The organism is Arenibacter flavimaris, assembly GCF_030291335.1.
GTDB lineage: Bacteria > Bacteroidota > Bacteroidia > Flavobacteriales > Flavobacteriaceae > Arenibacter.
In genome coordinates this window covers 22,708-39,525 of the sequence record NZ_JASWIM010000044.1, presented here as the reverse complement: position 1 = coordinate 39,525, position 16,818 = coordinate 22,708, and the positions used below count along the sequence as shown (strand labels likewise).

The 16,818-nt window shown below is 34.5% G+C and carries 17 protein-coding genes and 1 tRNA gene; 10 read left to right on the top strand and 8 right to left on the bottom strand.

Going from position 1 to position 16,818, the window contains the following annotated elements; all coding sequences use genetic code 11:
- Window positions 1-603: 603 nt before the first annotated feature.
- Complete coding sequence (locus QSE00_RS22585) at window positions 604-2,526, bottom strand: FG-GAP repeat domain-containing protein (RefSeq protein WP_286107616.1); 1,923 nt, start codon at window positions 2,524-2,526, stop codon at window positions 604-606.
- A 455-nt stretch (window positions 2,527-2,981) separates the two neighbouring features.
- Here QSE00_RS22585 and QSE00_RS22580 point away from each other — a divergent pair, with 455 nt between their 5' ends.
- The 4 genes from QSE00_RS22580 to QSE00_RS22565 all read left to right on the top strand — a co-directional run bounded on the left by QSE00_RS22580 (window position 2,982) and on the right by QSE00_RS22565 (window position 5,093).
- Entirely contained in the window at window positions 2,982-3,167 is a 186-nt protein-coding gene (locus QSE00_RS22580) for a GIY-YIG nuclease family protein (RefSeq protein ID WP_110356405.1), read from the top strand.
- A 137-nt stretch (window positions 3,168-3,304) separates the two neighbouring features.
- Complete coding sequence (locus QSE00_RS22575) at window positions 3,305-3,541, top strand: GIY-YIG nuclease family protein (protein ID WP_286107615.1); 237 nt, start codon at window positions 3,305-3,307, stop codon at window positions 3,539-3,541.
- A gap of 4 nt (window positions 3,542-3,545) precedes the next feature.
- Window positions 3,546-3,619 (top strand) — tRNA-Pro (locus tag QSE00_RS22570).
- A gap of 226 nt (window positions 3,620-3,845) precedes the next feature.
- Window positions 3,846-5,093, top strand: a complete 1,248-nt coding sequence (locus QSE00_RS22565; RefSeq protein ID WP_286107614.1) for a site-specific integrase — start codon at window positions 3,846-3,848, stop codon at window positions 5,091-5,093.
- Window positions 5,094-5,317: 224 nt separating this feature from the next.
- On the opposite strand, the gene QSE00_RS22560 is transcribed toward QSE00_RS22565, so the two are convergent.
- Both QSE00_RS22560 and QSE00_RS22555 read right to left on the bottom strand, forming a co-directional pair.
- On the bottom strand, window positions 5,318-5,680 hold the full coding sequence (locus QSE00_RS22560; protein ID WP_286107613.1) for a hypothetical protein: 363 nt from the start codon (window positions 5,678-5,680) through the stop codon (window positions 5,318-5,320).
- A 4-nt stretch (window positions 5,681-5,684) separates the two neighbouring features.
- Entirely contained in the window at window positions 5,685-7,799 is a 2,115-nt protein-coding gene (locus QSE00_RS22555) for an ATP synthase subunit I (protein ID WP_286107612.1), read from the bottom strand.
- A gap of 615 nt (window positions 7,800-8,414) precedes the next feature.
- Between QSE00_RS22555 and QSE00_RS22550 the strand changes: the two genes are divergently transcribed.
- Together QSE00_RS22550 and QSE00_RS22545 are read left to right on the top strand one after the other, a co-directional pair.
- A complete protein-coding gene (locus QSE00_RS22550; protein ID WP_286107611.1) occupies window positions 8,415-8,753 on the top strand; it encodes a hypothetical protein in 339 nt (112 codons plus the stop codon).
- Window positions 8,754-8,760: 7 nt separating this feature from the next.
- Window positions 8,761-9,822 carry an ImmA/IrrE family metallo-endopeptidase gene (locus QSE00_RS22545; protein WP_286107610.1) on the top strand — a complete coding sequence of 354 codons (1,062 nt, stop codon included), beginning with the start codon at window positions 8,761-8,763 and terminating at the stop codon, window positions 9,820-9,822.
- A gap of 6 nt (window positions 9,823-9,828) precedes the next feature.
- Here the strand turns inward: QSE00_RS22545 and QSE00_RS22540 are convergent, their stop codons facing one another.
- The 4 genes from QSE00_RS22540 to QSE00_RS22525 form a co-directional block, all read right to left on the bottom strand.
- Window positions 9,829-10,698, bottom strand: coding sequence for an alpha-glutamyl/putrescinyl thymine pyrophosphorylase clade 3 protein (locus tag QSE00_RS22540; protein ID WP_286107609.1), 870 nt, complete (start codon window positions 10,696-10,698; stop codon window positions 9,829-9,831).
- Complete coding sequence (locus QSE00_RS22535; protein ID WP_286107608.1) at window positions 10,699-11,643, bottom strand: thymidylate synthase; 945 nt, start codon at window positions 11,641-11,643, stop codon at window positions 10,699-10,701.
- Between the two features lie 383 nt (window positions 11,644-12,026).
- Entirely contained in the window at window positions 12,027-12,809 is a 783-nt protein-coding gene (locus tag QSE00_RS22530; protein WP_286107607.1) for a DUF2971 domain-containing protein, read from the bottom strand.
- A gap of 670 nt (window positions 12,810-13,479) precedes the next feature.
- The gene (locus QSE00_RS22525; RefSeq protein ID WP_286107606.1) at window positions 13,480-13,719 is read right to left on the bottom strand and encodes a hypothetical protein; all 240 of its coding nucleotides are present in this window, start codon (window positions 13,717-13,719) and stop codon (window positions 13,480-13,482) included.
- 86 nt (window positions 13,720-13,805) lie between these two features.
- Here QSE00_RS22525 and QSE00_RS22520 point away from each other — a divergent pair, with 86 nt between their 5' ends.
- The 3 genes from QSE00_RS22520 (at window position 13,806) to QSE00_RS22510 (ending at window position 15,687) form a co-directional block, all read left to right on the top strand.
- Window positions 13,806-13,973: a hypothetical protein gene (locus tag QSE00_RS22520; RefSeq protein WP_286107605.1), complete on the top strand. Its 168-nt coding sequence runs from the start codon at window positions 13,806-13,808 to the stop codon at window positions 13,971-13,973.
- Window positions 13,974-14,076: 103 nt separating this feature from the next.
- Window positions 14,077-14,685, top strand: coding sequence for a DUF6088 family protein (locus tag QSE00_RS22515; protein WP_093978900.1), 609 nt, complete (start codon window positions 14,077-14,079; stop codon window positions 14,683-14,685).
- A complete protein-coding gene (locus QSE00_RS22510) occupies window positions 14,686-15,687 on the top strand; it encodes a nucleotidyl transferase AbiEii/AbiGii toxin family protein (protein WP_286107604.1) in 1,002 nt (333 codons plus the stop codon).
- Window positions 15,688-15,776: 89 nt separating this feature from the next.
- Here the strand turns inward: QSE00_RS22510 and QSE00_RS22505 are convergent, their stop codons facing one another.
- Window positions 15,777-16,004 (bottom strand): hypothetical protein, encoded by a 228-nt coding sequence (locus tag QSE00_RS22505; protein WP_286107603.1) that lies wholly within the window; start codon window positions 16,002-16,004, stop codon window positions 15,777-15,779.
- Window positions 16,005-16,078: 74 nt separating this feature from the next.
- Between QSE00_RS22505 and QSE00_RS22500 the strand changes: the two genes are divergently transcribed.
- Window positions 16,079-16,750, top strand: a complete 672-nt coding sequence (locus QSE00_RS22500; protein ID WP_286107602.1) for a hypothetical protein — start codon at window positions 16,079-16,081, stop codon at window positions 16,748-16,750.
- The last annotated feature ends 68 nt before the right edge of the window (window positions 16,751-16,818 follow it).

The window sequence follows — 16,818 nt, the reverse complement described above, 5'->3', positions numbered from 1 at the left end:
CATACGTAATTAAGATAATACCCCGTTTTTAGAGCTGGAGACTCATATTCGGGGTTTTGTTTTATCTAAAATACGAATTAATATGCTGAATATCAAGTGTTTAATCTACTTCTGAAGGTGCCTTTTTAATAAGGCGCCACTTAAAGTTTAAAACTCCATGTAACTTGTGGAGCTATAGCGAAGAGAGGTTCGGTTTTGAAATCGGGCAGATATTTTTAGGATTCTCTACAATTCCCAGACCATTATATCGCGTATCGAAAGTCCTTGTTTTAGAATAATATTTTCATTGCCAGTTTTGTTTCTTCAAATCCCGATGCAGCAATGTCTAGGCTTTTACTTTATCGCATTTAACAACGCTAAACATGATTCTTCCCTAAAAATAATATGTCTAGCTTGCCAAGCCTATTTAAGTGGGATATGTTGGGGTTACTGGAATAGTATTTTTTTCTCCGATCAAATGTTTTGGGAATACGGTTTTACTCAATCGGAAGTGGATGTTATACATACATGTATGTGTATGTAAAATTCCCTAAAACTATCCAATTTAAATTAATCCCACTTTTAGCTGTCGACTAGATAGCCACAATTTTAGAATATTCGACTTTAATTTTTTAAATAATAAAAATGTCCGTCTTCTGCCCCGATCAATAAGTTTGGTTTACCATCCTTGTCCCAATCCACCACGGTTGGACTGGTGGTATGGCCAGCCAATTTGGTGTTAATCAGGTTCCCTCTTTTCTTATAAACAGTACTATCGTTGGTTACGCCTATGTTTTCGTACCATTCAACATTCTCACTATTGGCCAAAAGGTCTAGGTCCCCATCCCCATCCCAATCCGTAAATTGAATTTTCCTACGACCACTACCTCCTGCTTCCCGTTCCGTTAAGCGCAGCAAATCGTTGCCAATACTACCATCTGCATTTTTGAAGATACGTTGACCTGGTTTTAGATATAGTTTACCTCTCTTTTTGAACCGTTCATAAAACGCCAAATAACCTTCGTGATCCAACATTACCAAGTCCATTAGTCCGTCCTTGTTCCAGTCTATTGCGTAGGGAGTGGTCCTCCATTGTGTAGCCAATTCGTCTTTTTCTGGATTCCACCAGTTCCATTTAGGTTTAGGAACTGCCTTTTTGGCCCAAGCTACCTTAACACCTCCCATTTTGGTTAGTTTGGGAGCACCTTTTGAGCCTATATTTTTATACCATTCAACTCTACCAAAAATGGAATTTAGTACAATATCCATTAGACCATCCCCGTCCCAATCGGCTACCGTTAGGGTGGTATAACCCCACTTGCGTTCGGCCGGACCTTGAATGGAACCACTTTCCCCGGCCATTATTCGTATTACTGCTCCATCGGCCTCCAGATAAACAGGCTCTTTAAAATCCGGGTTTTCACTCCCGTCCAAATTCTCTATAAAGCCAATATAACCTGCCGAATTTCCACAGATCAGGTCTTCATCCCCGTCATTATCCCAATCCACACTGAAAGGAGTTACCAAGGCCCCAAATTTTAGATTTTGACTTTTTTGCTGAATATATACCGGCGACATAAAAATAGGCATATTGTCCTTTACCGATCCTGTGTTTTCAATAAACACCACTCTGCCATCTTCGTCACCAACCACAAGGTCGATTTTGTTATCATTGTTCCAATCCAAGGCTACAGGCCTCATCATTTCCAAGTCCATTTTGAGGATGCCAGAGGTATTCTCCAAAAATCTTCCTTTGGCGTAAGTAGGATTTTTACGGTTTCCTGTATTTTCAAAATAGGTAAATCTATCTACGAACTCTCCACAAATAATATCCAAGTCCCCATCCCCATCAAAATCGGCAATATTGGGTGTGGTGTTGCCATATACATCAATAGGCTGGTTTCCAGCCAATATTTTACCATCATTTCTATATTTTCCTTGGTCATTGGTTAATAAATACAAGTATCCGCGTAGGTCTCCATTGGTCCATTCGCCTTTTTCGTTAAAAGCATTGTCCCAACCATATTCGCTCCAATCATCTATACCTACAATGAGATCCATATCTCCGTCATTGTCATAATCAACATATTTCCAATCGTTAAATCTCTCTTTGTGAAGGTCAAGAATCTCGGCTGCCTGGTAAAGGCCTTCGGGTCTTGTATATCCATATCTTCTGAAATTGTCATATTCCAACCCGGACCCAAGCACACGTGGTTCTCCTTCCACATATGAAATGGATACATTGCGCATACCGGCACCAATTTTAACGGGGGTATCAAATATGGGATTTCCGTTTTGGTCGCTAGTGCTATTTTTAAATAAAAAGGTACCGTTAAAGGGAACATCTGTACAGGAAATTACGAGGTCAATGTCTCCGTCCTGATCGTAATCCATGGGTAAGGGATTGGCCCAAAGTCCAACTGCCAGATCTTTTGTGCTGGTGGTATCCTTGTACTGTAGTCGTATTAATTTTTCATTGGTGGATTGTCCAATTGAAACAAAGGAACCCGTTAGGAACAAGTAAAGGATTAATCGTTTAAGCATCATAAGTGGATTTTACTAAGATTATTACAGATTGATTGTTTGATGAATAAAAATTTCAAATTAGTGTTTATTTTTTAATTGTCCAACATCTTTCAAATGCCAGGTAACAAATGCAGGTCCAATGCGTTAATCGTCAAGTTAATTCAGGTCTAATTTGGGAGATATGCTTTTGATATACCCCGATCAGTGTAGTGAGCAAAAAAAATCATTTTTTTTGCCAAAAGTTTAGGGTTTAATTGTTTGATCTTTCCTATTTTTGCAATCTCATTTTAGGGATGTGGCCCTTAGTCTAAGCTCAGGACAGGCTGCCCCACAGAGGATTCATTTTTAATGAAGGTTCTGAAAAAGAATATTGAGTATTGAGCAAATTGTAGCATCGGGATGTGGCGCAGTTCCCGCGAAGGAGCGGGACAGACCGGTAGCGTATCACGCCCTTGGCGTGATGGTCGCTTGACATTATGGAATATATAGTTTACATATTGTTCAGTGAAACTGCCGACAGGTATAATGTGGGCGAGACCAACAATATTGAAAAGCGAATTGCTACCCACAATAGTGGTGGTAAAAAGTATACATCCAAGGGCAGACCTTGGAATTTTATAAAAACTTATTCATGTACCGATCGAATTGAGGCGGTGCAATGAGAAAGAAAGATAAAGAATAGAGGTATCAAACGATATCTGGACGAAAAGTAATTTTTCGGGATGTGGCGCAGTTCCCGCGAAGGAGCGGGACAGACCGGTAGCGTATCACGCCTTGGGCGTGATGGTCGTTTGAAATAATGGATTATGTAGTTTATATATTGTTCAGTGAAATGGCCGACAGGTATTATGTGGGTCAGACGAACAATGTTGAAAAACGACTTGTTACCCACAATAGTGGTGGTAAAAAGTATACATCTAAGGGCAGGCCTTGGATTTTGATAAAAACTTTTCCCTGTACCGATCGAATCGAGGCAGTGCAGTTGGAAAGAAAGATAAAGAAAAGGGGTATCAAACGATATCTCGACGAAAAGTAATTTTCGGGATGTGGCGCAGTCCGGTAGCGTACACGGCTGGGGGCCGTGTGGTCGCAGGTTCAAATCCTGTCATCCCGACTCAACTAGTTTCATCTAGTGGCATGACGTTGCAAATCACCTGATTTGCAACGTTTTATGTTTTTATGGGGTCCAGATGAAACCTCTTCAAACTACCTGAAAACACCTCTCTGGTGTCCATAAAGGGATTTTGAAACCACAGTATTTTTTGTACATTGAAGTAGCTTTTGTAGGTATTTAACCTTGTGTTTTTACCATTTTATTTACTAATTTAAAGCTATGTAACATGTTAGAAAACAGTAGATTATCAGTCGTATTTGTCGTTAGGAAACTCACTTCTAAAATTGACACCATTAAGATTTACGCCCGCGTGACAGTAGATGGAAAAAGAGCCGAATTCAATCTAAATCGGGAATTGCCAGTGTCCCTTTGGGACGAAAAACGTAAAAGAGGGAAAGGATTTTCCAAGTACGTTATCTCGCTAAACAAGTATATGGACCAAGTTTTTACGGGATTGCACGAGGCACATCGGCAACTTTTGCAGGAGGAAGTTGACATCACCTCTGCGGGAATAAAGGCCAGATATTTAGGAGAGGATGATAGGGGCAAGTCCCTGCTCGACTTGATAAGCTATCACAATACTTCCATGATCAGCGTCCTTAGAAAAGGAACTATGAAGAACTACTATAGTACGGAACGTTGTATCAAGGAATTTTTAAAAGAGAAAATGGGCGTTGAGGATATACCTCTAAAAAAACTGAATTATGGTTTTATTGTAGATTTTGAACAATATATACGTAAGTATAAACCGGCAACACGAATGGGTTGTACTAATAACGGCGCCATGAAGCATATGGAACGGCTTAAAAAAATGTCAAGATTGGCCGTAAAATTGGAATGGCTGGAAAAAGACCCCTTTATCAATTATAAACTGCGTTTTGAAAAAACAGAACGTCAATTTCTGACCGAACGGGAACTACAACTCATTGAAGAAACGACCTTTAAAGTTCCAAGTACCCAACATGTTAAGGACCTGTTCATTTTTGCCTGTTATACAGGTTTATCTTTTATCGATGTAAGCGAGCTGAAAATTGACCATTTGGTAAAAGGAATGGACGGTAACGATTGGTTATATACTAAAAGAACAAAGACAGATGAACCTTTGAAGATTCCTTTGCTACCCAAGGCCATGGAAATCATTGATAAATATAAAAGCAATGCTAGTCTGCTTGAAAATGGAAGATTATTACCTATTTACAGCAACCAAATGATTAACCGTACATTAAGAGATATCGCAAACGTCTGCGGTATTAGAAAAAAAGTGACTTTTCATGTGGCACGGCATACTTTTGCCACGGCGATTACGCTTTCCAATGGGGTGCCAATTGAAACGGTTTCAAAACTTTTGGGGCATACCAAATTGTCTACAACTCAGATTTATGCTAGGGTCGTTGAAAAGAAGGTAGGGGAAGATATGCAGAATTTGATGGCCACATTGAAGCTAAAGAAAGTTAGGGCTGAAGAAATCTCCTGAGTTGTTCTATAACGTTGTGAGCCGCTTAAAAGAATTCATTTGGGTACGGTTTAAAAAGTAAAGATTGTGAATCTTTACTTTTTTGAGCGAGTTGGTGCGCTAGAGTATTTTACCCTTCACTTCTTTAGAATTTTTCTTCTAAATAGTTCTTTTTGAAAGGTAATAGGACACTTATTACGCGACCCGACGACAGGAGGGGAGTGTAATATGTATGTGAACAGGAATTAATAAACTAATTTAAAATTTCGAGTATAAAAATTATTTTGATGTTTTTGGCATCCTAATGAAATAGTATCTTTAGCCGGAATTGTTATTGACTTTTCATAAGTAAAAGTAAGATTGCCCAAATTATATATGTATTCTTCGTATTCCTGGTTTACACTTTGGATATTCGGATTTATAATTTGGTATTCAATGCCTGAGATATAACCATCAGTACAGGGGCATTCACATTTTTTATTATCTAAAAGGTAAGGTTGTTGATAAGCATTTTTATCAGGTTTTCCGTTTTTGCAACCATCACATGAAACTAATAAAATAATAGTTACAATTAAAGCTAATATTGGTTTGAACATCAATTTTTTCATTTTATTAATTAATAAGATTCATTTGATTTAGAAGATTGCCTAGCACTATTTTTTTATTGTTATCAAACTTTAGTTTCTCTTGAGGAAAGCGTTTTAAATATTCCTTTTTCTCATTGTAGAGTTTATCTAAAATATGTACAGATAAGTAACCATTTTTAGCGTTTATTAATTCCTTTTTAGAAAAAACCTCATAATCATAAATATTCAAAATAGAAGCAAGTTCGGAAGCCTCATAAAACTTATTGAAATTTTCGGCTGACAGACCTTCATGATCAGCTTGTTGGATGAATTCATAGAGTTGTTCGAATTTATAAAATCGACTTTGTAATTTCTTGTGTCTGTTAGATTCTAGTTGCAAAAAGTACCAAAATTGAGATTTTTTGAATGCAGAATTATTATTTGCGTAGATGATTTCTTTGTGCTCGTCAATTAATTGAAATAATAAGTATTTTCTAATTAATGATAACTTATCTATGTCTTGTTGGATTTGATTATTGTCGCTGTTCTGAAAATTAATTTTAATTCTATCTGTTTTTTTTGCCAAATCGTTTTTGAATTCGTCAAGCGTTGCATTAACTATTTTATTCTTCAAAATAATGCTGTCGGAAAATGAAAAATAATAATCATTGACCAACAGCTGATTTTTTATCGATAATTGTATTGAATCAGAATTTTGATATTTAGTCAAAAGTTCAATCCAATTCTCTACTATGTTAGTGGCATATTTTACTTTGCTTTCTTCATCTTCTGGTTTGCTTTGAAGAATATTCAAATAATTTGTATGGTTTATTGTCGTTAATTTAGAAATATCCTCAAAATTCTTTATGTTGTAATCTAATCTTGACGGTATCTCAGGTTTGTATTCGCCAATAATTTCATAAAATATTTTATCATTAACGAAGTCTTCTTTTGTTGGTTTCAATAAACCATAATCGTAATACTTGTCTTCGAAAGCATCTCTGATTATAGAATCTTCTATGCTAAGAGGCAATCTTCTGTTTTCATACTTTTTGATGAAGCTATATGCTATAGGTTTTAAGGTAAATGGAAATCTTTTAATCTGTTCATCTGTAGTTCGTTTATCAGAGCATCGATATGCCTTTGTAGATAAATAATATGCAATGAAGTCACCTTTGTTATTAGCATTGATTTGAGAGTAAATTTTGGCTAAAATCACATAAAAATCTGGATCAAGTTCTTCTGCGGCAATTAATTCATATTTGTTTAAGAAGAGTCTGACCTCTCCTGCTAATCCATAGTTATCAAGGTTGTATGCAAAACTGGGATTATCATTATGTAGTATATGCCTTAGTAAAGAACTCTTATGAAAGTAATAGCCGTATTTGTCCTCTGTTTTATCTAGGCGGGCTAATTTATTTGATATTAAATATGCACTTCGATAATCCTGAGCTTCATAATGGTCTTGATATGTTTTGGAATAAACATCTAACAAAGAGGTATATTCTTTATTAAAGCTCTGTCTAAGAAAACCGCTTGGACTTGCTAATAATATAACTAATACAACAAATACAATAAATGAACCAGCATATAAGGAGGATATAATTAGTTTCTCCTTAGTAGTCTTTTTGTTTTCAAAACGAAAAAATATTTTAAACACAAAAAGCAATAATATTACTAGCCCAGTTCCAATTATAAATGCTTGCGCTATTGACCATATTCGGGATGTCAGCAGAACAGAATTATAGGTAAAACCGGAATCTAGATTATCTATATTTTTTTCAGTCTTCTCATCTAATAAATCTATATTTTCTCGAATTTTAATATTTGCTAATTCTAAAGAGCTAGAAAATATATAATCAAGTTGTTCAATATTTTCACCTAAAATTTCATCGAATTGTTTCAATCTTTCATCTAGCGAACTATTTAAAAGTTTTATGTTCTTCTCGTTACCATCGTGAAATTCTTCAATCGATGGCCCAAAAGAACCAGATATAAAGCCGCCCATACCAGAAAACTCTGCCACATCTCCCATGAAAGATCCAGCAAAGCTTTTAAAAGGCTTACCTAAATCTCCTAGAAAACCACCATTAACAATTAGGATTGGAAAGAAAAAGAGTAAAAGTGTTCCTACAAATTTTATTTTGTTTGAAGTTTTCATAATAGTTGGTTAGATGGTACTCCTAAAATTATGAAAAAATATTATATATATCTGATATTTAGTATTCAACATTGATATTTGCATAAAAATTTAATTAAAAAATTTGCCAGAAAGGTATCTATTTATAAATGTTATACTACATATTCTTATTTTCAAAAAGCTTTCTATAAATTATTACTTGTTAAAATTTTATATATTTGAGAGACAGGCTTTTCAGTTGCAAATTTTCCTTGAAAACTCTATCTCAAACTAATTCTGTTGTTATACTTTGTACTCTAAGGTTCTGCGCTTTGAAACTTTAATTTGTACAGCCAAGTATTTTGCACTTCACTTTCTTTAATTTTTTTTCTACAGACTCTTTGTTAAAAAGGTAATGAAATCAAAGAATGAGATTAGGCGTTAGCCCAATCACATTCAAGATTTATGAATATCTTTATATAAATAATAAGCACTCGCCTGAATGCCCCCATAACCTTCAGGTAGGTATCTGCTTAGGAACTGGCGGGCTGATTATACGAGCCAACCATAGGGAGAGGAGTGGAATGCAATAGAATCTATATTTATCATTTCAAAATTAATAAGGATATTCTAGTTCAAAAATGATAACTTTATGCAATGTTTATATCATATGAAAATGATGAAATCAGAGAATGTTGCCTATTATTGAGGCCTGCGTCCGTGAATTCGAGTTTTACTACTGATGAAATAAAAGAAATACGAGCGATTATAGCTGATTTAAAAGCAGCACCTAAATTAATTGATTCACCGATCAAATATAATATTGATAAAGAATTATGGATTATCAATATTGAATATGGGGTTTTTAAAATAGTTTGTAAAATAATTAGCACCCACAAAAACCCAACTGATGATAAAATTGAAAGAATAAAGATCATCAAAATTATTAATGTTGGATTACAAATAGAATTAACTAAAAAGCATAATTTTAAGTAGTATTTCAATGAATTACGATTACGAAATTATATCACCTCCAAGTGCAACCATACTTAGAAGAGTATCAGATTTAAATATAGATTTAAAAAAGTTCAGAGATATATTAAATCTTACTGTTGAGGATTTTGGTAAATTAATACATGACCAACTAAAATTTAGTGACAAACTTGCATACCAGTTTTCCCAAATTTTAGGAGGAACAGAAATTTTTTGGTCAAATCGGTATAAAAATTATATTGAAGAAATAACTGAATCAAATCAGCAAGTTTATTCAGAGTATAAAATAATATTAGATGAGCTATGCACATCAAGGAAAACTGACATTAATAATTTACTTAGCGATTTTCAATATTCATCGTTAGAACATTTGGTACTGGATTATTTTGAGAATCCTATTATTTTATATAGTAAAACTCAAAGATTTGAACCATCTCCTATTAATATAGCAAATTGGATAAGAGATTGTGAGAAAGAAGCCGAAAAACTAATATATGATGGAAGAGTTAGAATATTTTCGGCTGAATCGTTGAATGATGCATTACTAAATATTGTCGCTTTTACCAAAGTTAATAATTTACAAAAAATTTTAGGTAAAATTCAAGAAATCTGTTTCAACAATGGAGTGGTGGTTTTGTTTAAATCTAGCGAAGTTGGATATGGTGTATCTGGTTTCACAAAACGCCTTTTGAAAGATTATCGACTGGTTGTTGTGACAGATAGATATAAGAATAATGCCGCATTTTGGTTTACTTTTCTTCACGAATTATCTCATTGTATTTTACACAATCTCAGATTTCCTTTAATACATTACTCCGATGATGAATTCCAACTGGCATCGTTGAAAACGAATAATATTTATGAGGAAGACGAAGCAAATAATTATGTAGAATCACTTTTATTTCCAGAAGATGTAAAACATCATATTAGGCAATGCAATTCTTATACTGATATATTGACGCTTGCTGTTAATTATGATATTTCAGCAGCGCTCCTAGTAGCCCAAATACATAGAGAAAAACTCGCTCCTTATAGTTGGTATAGAAAAGTTTATAGAAGAGTTGAGTTTTGAAAAAAACTAACCTGTATATCTAATATATTTTCTCGTATCTTTTTGCCAATTACATATCGCGTCTTCTAATACTTGACCTATCATAAAGATATCACTGCTTTTAGAAAACCATTTGACCAAATCAGAACTTAGTTTCTTTTTAGAATTCGCAGATGTATCATTATTAGTCAATCTTAATATAAGACCAATTGCTTGTAATGGCCCAGTACTATGATCTGCATACATTGATTCTGGTTCTTTGACATTGAAACCGCATTTTACTAAAGAACTAGAAAAATCAAAACTAGCTAATCTACCAAAATTCGGAATTTTTTGTGATAACAAATACAACTCATGAAACTTCATCTGTTTATTAGAATGGTACTGCTCAATGTTATTAGCAAAATATTCCATACTTTTAAATACGCCTTTGTCTCCATTTAAATTCTTAGCGGTATATTTTCTATGGTTTGAGTAAGCACTACCTTCAAAAAAATCAAAGTCCGATAGATATTTGAAATACTTATTTATGTCCAATTTAATTTCATCGAACAAAATAATTGAATTTTTATGGTCAAAAGTTGCTCTATTAAATAGTGTCCATTTGGACCTATTACTTTTTCCAAAATACGTAGCTAAATACAATACCCACAATCTATTATGAAGGTTTAGATCTAATCTTTGAGCTAATACAAATGGGTTGGATGTATGAATAAAATCTTTATTTTCTTTAACTGCGTTTGCAGCTCTTAATTTATAAGATTTATAAATTTCAATTCTTCTAATGCTATCGTATGTTTGTTTTGCTAAAATACTTAATGTATTTCCGTCAAGTTTACTACCTAATAATTCTTTGATTGCTTTGCCCCATAAAATTTCTATCTCATCTATATCCATCTATTTTCCAATACTATTTTTTGCTATTAACTTCATATTCTTGTTTCTAAATTTATTTTCCCATGACATCGTTTCAATATTATCATTATTATACCTGTTAGAAAATAAAACGTAGTCCTGCCAATAAGGATCTAATTCTTCAAAATTTGATTCAGCAATATTAAAATCAAACTCTTTAGAAACCAAATTTAACATTTCCATACTACAACTTTTAATTATAGGCATTTCAATAGGTTCATGCAATCCTTCATCAAGATACTCTCGTATTCTAGTTCGATGTTTTTCGTAAACATGCATTGATGTAGCATAATGTGTGTATTTGCCTAACGGTAAATTAGTTCGAAAAGATACTATCTCTTGTAACATAGTAAAGCAAAATAAATCATGTGGTAATCCAAGGTAGGCATCATTACTTCTCATATATGTAGAAAGATTTAACTTATCATTCCGAACATAAAAATGTAAACCAATTGTACAGGGTGGACTGGCAAATTTGTCATTTCTAAATTTGTAATCTTCAATTTCGCTAATAGTCAAAAATGCCTGTTTAGTAGTAGGTCTCTTTAAAATTTGTTCTACAATTCTTTCAAATTGTGATTTTTGACCATTAATTAAACCAAATATTTTAGGGCCATAAGCGCCTAATATTTTGTTATCTTGTTGTTCCTCTAAATCGTATGCTGCAATGTAAGGTTTTATGTAATTAATGTCCTTTTCTTTCGATAAATACCAAGCAAATTCAGCAAATTTACTTCTAACGAGTTTTCTGTCTAACGACATTGATGTTCTAACTCTCGGATTTAATAAGGTAGCTGCATATTGAGTGATTTCTAAATTTAATCCTCTTTTACTATTAATAGACTTTCCATTGTTAAGTATAGTATCGTAGGTAGCATTTAAAAGATCATCGAGGGATTGAAATTCACTAGGTTGATTTAATATCATATTCAAAAAGAATGTTAATTATTTCAAAAATAGGTAATTACATTCAATTTAGGTTATTTTGCTCTTTGAATGAATAGCATGTCTAGACTCATAATATTTTGGTTAAAACAATAGTAAATGGAGCAAGAGTCGGAAGAAAATGCGGGCGGAGATCGGATGAATTTGTGGCTTAGCACATAGAGCTATCGCCCAGGGCTCTCTATTAGGGCTTGAAATGCCCAAGTGGCAGAGTCACAAGGCACATAGAGAGTGTGAAAGTATATTTTCTTCTTGATTTTTTGTATCTTTCTTATCAAGAAAAAAGATAGAAAGCCTATCGCGTGAAAGAATCTTTATGACGTTGACTTTAGGAAACCATAATCCCATAATGATATATCAGATATTTACACACTACCATGTAATAAATTACATTTAAAATTGTTGGTTACGACAGGTTTAACTGTTTGATAAACATTGACGTTTGGGTATTTTTCTTTGGCGATTTCAATTATCTGCTCCATGAAATCCTTCTTGGTATCTGGACCAATTATAATATTTTGCAAAGACTCTCTATTGAAAGGTATCCTGCCTGTACGATCTTTAAGAAGCCTTAGCTCCTTTTCATAACTCCAATCTTCTGTTTTTTTATAAAAAAGATCTACAATATGGTCGGGTTCCGAGATTGGATTGTATTCACGAGTCCGAATTTCCGGAATATAGTAAATAGGAAGAACATTGTGGAAAAACTTTTTATCTAAGTTAATGTCAAAATGCAAAGATAATCCGGAATGGTTGCCTGCATAAATTTCCCATAGTTTTTCGTTCATTGGGTACATGGTAAAACATGCTATCCCAAAACTATTGACAAAGGGCTCGACTTTCGTTTGAGCGAACTCTATTAACCTTGTAGCATCCATATTTTCATCAAAGTAACGCTTGGTTCCAACATCTAACAAACTATCCGCAATGGTGTCATAAAGTAGTTTTTGTTCTTTAAAATCTGACGAAAGTTTTACAAACTCAGGATTTGAGTCCAAAGGGTCGTTCAGTGAATCTCTACTTGAAAACCAAATATATCCCTCGTCAAGTTCGCTGAGAGTATATTTATTTGCTTGTCTAAATCTGAAGACATGGGGTTGACCCATTTTTATCGGGAATTTTTCTTTTAAAACTTCTAATTCGTACATAGCTTTACTATAATTTTAGCAGGAATTTCTTATAAAAATCGGAATACAGCAAATAATTTGAAAATGAATTACTTTCTATATTTTTATAAATTTAGCGGAAACAAAGCGCACTTCTATGAAAACAAGAATATCAAAGTTTAATTTCTACTTACAAAATATTAATAGCAATTAAAGTTAAGCTTGAACCTAAGGATACTAATAGCAAGTGTTAAGAATTTTGGTATAAGAGAAAATTTTAGATTTAGCGGAGGGCTAACGAACAGTTAGAGAAATTTTTCTTTCCAGAATTTCCAATTAAATTAAGGTCTCACTAGTGTCGAAAAGCAGAGCTTTTAATGGCAGGGACAAAGCCGCTGAGAATTGAGTAAAGTATAATCTACCATATGGGGGATTGATTTTTTTAACAACAAGTGTTGGTATGCGGCTATTTTGCATAACGGTCAAATATAGACACATATGCAAGCAAACTCTGCGTAGCAAACCTATAATTAGTTTCATGAACTTGTAATTCGCTTAAATGACAATGTGTTCAGGGATATTTTACACAATGGAATTACAGTTGGCACTAGATATGACTTTTGTGGAATTTCGCCAGTGCTCCATCTTTCTTGATTATTACTTCAGCCACTGGCTAAACCAATAATACAAAATGTACCTAATTTTTCATATGTTAAATAGAGTAAAGAATTATTCTATATCCTTTTATATTCCATGCCCCTGCGGAAGTCGAAAAACCCTTCCACTCCAGTGCTACCTTGGCGGACACGCTTCGCCGGTCCGCTCGGGAAGTCCCTCCGTTCGGGCCTGCCTGTCGCCATAGGCAGGTTTTTCCGACCTCGTCGGTCTCACGAAAGCACAAACGGCGAAGGGCCGCTTGACCTTTCTTCTCCCTTCCCACAAAATCTGGCAAAACCTACCCATGTTTTGAGCCATAAAATCGAAAATGTATAAGGGTCTAAATTCTTTTAATTATCTTGAAACCAGCTTTTAGGAGAAATGAAAAAGATATTCGAAAATATCGCCAATTGGTTGGTCGTTTTGAACGGGAGTAAAGACAAAATCTACAGGAACATTAACGCCTTTATGAGAAGAGGTTATAATGGACTGATTGTAGGGCCTGTCGTTTTTGGAACTATTGTCGTTCTTCCATCGCTTAATCTTTAGAAAGACTATAATACCTTTTTGTACCCATAAAATCTTATTTATTATCTCAATGTAATTTCGTCACAAATTTTCATTAAATTTGTGACGAAATATATATATTAAAATGCTTGTACCTACCGAAAAACTTATAAAAAATGCAATTTTGAATCACAAGCGTGGAAAAATATTTTTCCCGAATAATTTTGTTAAATTTGGGTCTTCTACAGCAATCAGGCAAGCTTTAATACGTTTAGAGGAAAAAGGGCTTTTGGTTCGACTGGCACAAGGTATTTACTTATATCCCAAAGAGCATAAACAATTGGGGCTGCTTTACCCATCATTAGAGGAAATTGCTTTGGCGATTTCCAAGAGGGATAAAGCAAGAATAATTCCAACGGGAATCCAAGCCCTTAATAAACTGGGATTATCTACACAGGTTCCTATGAATCTTGTATACTTAACCGATGGATCTCCTAGAACTGTTAAAATTAAAAATAACACTATAAAGTATAAAATTGCATCTCCTAAAATTCTTTCGGCCAAAAGTGAAACAAATATTTTGGTGATACAGGCATTGCGAGAAATAGGGCAAAAAAACTTGGATGGAAATCAGCTTGAAAAAATTAAGGACGTACTAAAAACGGTCGATAAGGATCTTATCAAACATGACATGAAATTGGCACCGGTATGGATTTCAAAAATAATGGAAGAGATACTAAAAAATAATGAGTAAATGAAGGAGTGGTTTAGTCTGTCGGTAAGCGACCGGAGAGAAGCTATAATACAAACGAGTATAGACAAAGGTCTACCGGCTGCAGCCATTGAAAAGGATTGGTGGGTTGTAACGGTTTTGCGTGCCATCTTCAGTACCACATATGCGGAACACCTTGTCTTTAAGGGCGGTACATCCTTAAGTAAAGCCTGGGGGGTAATTGAAAGGTTCTCTGAAGATATTGATTTGGCGATGGACAGATCCTTTTTTGGTTTTAGTGGTACACTTAATCGCACTAAAGTTTCTCACCTGAGAAAGGCTTCTTGTAAATTTGCAAGCGAAGTGTTTCCCGGGGAATTAGCCAAAACTCTTCATGCACAAAATGTTGGAGAATTTTCAATAGAAGTTCGTGAATTTGTACTATCTGATACTGATCCCTTAGCAATAGAAATACATTACAAATCGCTTGTTGAACATATAGACTATTTGGTACCGAGAATTTTAGTGGAAATTAGTTCAAGGTCGTTAAGAGACCCATTTGAAAATAAGGGTATCATCTCTTTCATTGGTGCAAAGTATAATGGACAACCTTTTGCGGATGAAATAATTTATGTGCCAACAGTCCTCCCCACAAGAACATTTTTAGAAAAACTTTTTCTTTTACATGAAGAGTTTCAAAAGCCAGAAAATAGAGAAATATTTAGTGAACGAATGACAAGGCATCTATATGATGTTTCTAGGTTGATGGATACTCCATTTGGAGAAAGCGCTTTAATAGATAGTCATTTATACTCCAATATCATTCAACATCGCAAAATTTTCACTAAAGTATCTTGGGTAGATTATTCCAAACATGCTAAAAGAACATTGGATTTTATACCGCCTGATCGGGCAATGAAGGATTGGGAAAGGGATTATGTGGCAATGCAAGAAAGTATGTTTTATGGGAAAACAGAACCATTTGACGAACTAATGAATAAATTGAGAGGTTTAAGAGATAGGATTAACAAAATGGAAGGATAATAGTTTAATTTTCTCAGTTATACGGAAATTGCGCACAATACATTTGTTCCATAATTTTTCTTATTATGAATTGAGAAAAGAGTGTTTCTTTATCTTTCTATATTCCAAACCCCTGCGGAAGTCGAAAAACCCTTCCACTCCAGTGCTCCCCTAGCGGACACGCTTCGCCGGTCCACAAGGGAAGTCCCTCCGTTCTGGCCTACCTGCCGCCATAAGCAGGTTTTTCCGACCTCCTCGGCCGCAAGAAAGAACAAACGGCGAAGGGCCGCTTGACCTTTCTTCCCCCTACCCACAAAATCTGGTAAATCCCTATCCATTTTTTGAACCAAAACATCGAAAATATAAAAAGGTCTAAATTCTTTTAATTATCTTGAAATCAGCTTTTTGTAAAATGAAAAAGATAATCGAAAATATCGCCAATTGGTTGGTCGCCGTAAAGGGGAGAAAAGACAAAATCCACCAGAACATTAATGCCTTTATGAGAGGAGGTTATAATGGACTGATTTTTGGGCTTATTCTTTTTGGAATACTTATGGTCTACTTTTCGTTCGATCTTTATGAAACCTACGAAAACCTTTGGTTGGCATTGCTTCCGATATGGTTTTCCGTTATTTTAATCTTTGGTATTTTGGTTTCTGATGCTTATAAAGAGAAAGTGAAGTATCAAAGCCGAAGTTCACGAATGAAACTGGTAGGTTTTAATATGGATTTCAATGAGCGTGTCCTTAGAAGGATCTATGGTTCTTTGACCCAATATGAATATCTGGACGAGAACCTAACAAGCTTCTCCAATTTTTATGAAGTTATGGTCCTGGATTTTGATGAACACGATTCGGTGCTGCATTTTAACTGTACCCAGCCGCAATTGAAATATATTCTAGATAAGTTCAAACAACTTAAAAAGGGGATTAGCTTAAAATCCTTTGAAAGATCCCAAAAAATTTACCATAAGGGTAACTTGATATCGGCAGAGATACTTTCAAAAAAGTACAATGAGTTTCCGCCCAATTATGAATTTGAACAACAGATAGATTCATTCTTCGATTTCTTGGGGGACATTTGAATATTTCATGGGGTAGATTTCCCCTTTTTCTTCTTTTCACCCGCTTGCATCTCCTTTCTTTGCTTCGA

What these genes read in the sequence shown, in the direction of transcription:
- QSE00_RS22585 (WP_286107616.1), bottom strand. Translation starts at nt 2,526, where the DNA reads ATGATGCTTAAACGATTAATCCTTTACTTGTTCCTAACGGGTTCCTTT.
- QSE00_RS22580 (WP_110356405.1), top strand. Translation starts at nt 2,982, where the DNA reads ATGGAATATATAGTTTACATATTGTTCAGTGAAACTGCCGACAGGTAT.
- QSE00_RS22575 (WP_286107615.1), top strand. Translation starts at nt 3,305, where the DNA reads ATGGATTATGTAGTTTATATATTGTTCAGTGAAATGGCCGACAGGTAT.
- QSE00_RS22565 (WP_286107614.1), top strand. Translation starts at nt 3,846, where the DNA reads ATGTTAGAAAACAGTAGATTATCAGTCGTATTTGTCGTTAGGAAACTC.
- QSE00_RS22560 (WP_286107613.1), bottom strand. Translation starts at nt 5,680, where the DNA reads ATGAAAAAATTGATGTTCAAACCAATATTAGCTTTAATTGTAACTATT.
- QSE00_RS22555 (WP_286107612.1), bottom strand. Translation starts at nt 7,799, where the DNA reads ATGAAAACTTCAAACAAAATAAAATTTGTAGGAACACTTTTACTCTTT.
- QSE00_RS22550 (WP_286107611.1), top strand. Translation starts at nt 8,415, where the DNA reads ATGTTTATATCATATGAAAATGATGAAATCAGAGAATGTTGCCTATTA.
- QSE00_RS22545 (WP_286107610.1), top strand. Translation starts at nt 8,761, where the DNA reads ATGAATTACGATTACGAAATTATATCACCTCCAAGTGCAACCATACTT.
- QSE00_RS22540 (WP_286107609.1), bottom strand. Translation starts at nt 10,698, where the DNA reads ATGGATATAGATGAGATAGAAATTTTATGGGGCAAAGCAATCAAAGAA.
- QSE00_RS22535 (WP_286107608.1), bottom strand. Translation starts at nt 11,643, where the DNA reads ATGATATTAAATCAACCTAGTGAATTTCAATCCCTCGATGATCTTTTA.
- QSE00_RS22530 (WP_286107607.1), bottom strand. Translation starts at nt 12,809, where the DNA reads ATGTACGAATTAGAAGTTTTAAAAGAAAAATTCCCGATAAAAATGGGT.
- QSE00_RS22520 (WP_286107605.1), top strand. Translation starts at nt 13,806, where the DNA reads ATGAAAAAGATATTCGAAAATATCGCCAATTGGTTGGTCGTTTTGAAC.
- QSE00_RS22515 (WP_093978900.1), top strand. Translation starts at nt 14,077, where the DNA reads ATGCTTGTACCTACCGAAAAACTTATAAAAAATGCAATTTTGAATCAC.
- QSE00_RS22510 (WP_286107604.1), top strand. Translation starts at nt 14,686, where the DNA reads ATGAAGGAGTGGTTTAGTCTGTCGGTAAGCGACCGGAGAGAAGCTATA.
- QSE00_RS22505 (WP_286107603.1), bottom strand. Translation starts at nt 16,004, where the DNA reads ATGGATAGGGATTTACCAGATTTTGTGGGTAGGGGGAAGAAAGGTCAA.
- QSE00_RS22500 (WP_286107602.1), top strand. Translation starts at nt 16,079, where the DNA reads ATGAAAAAGATAATCGAAAATATCGCCAATTGGTTGGTCGCCGTAAAG.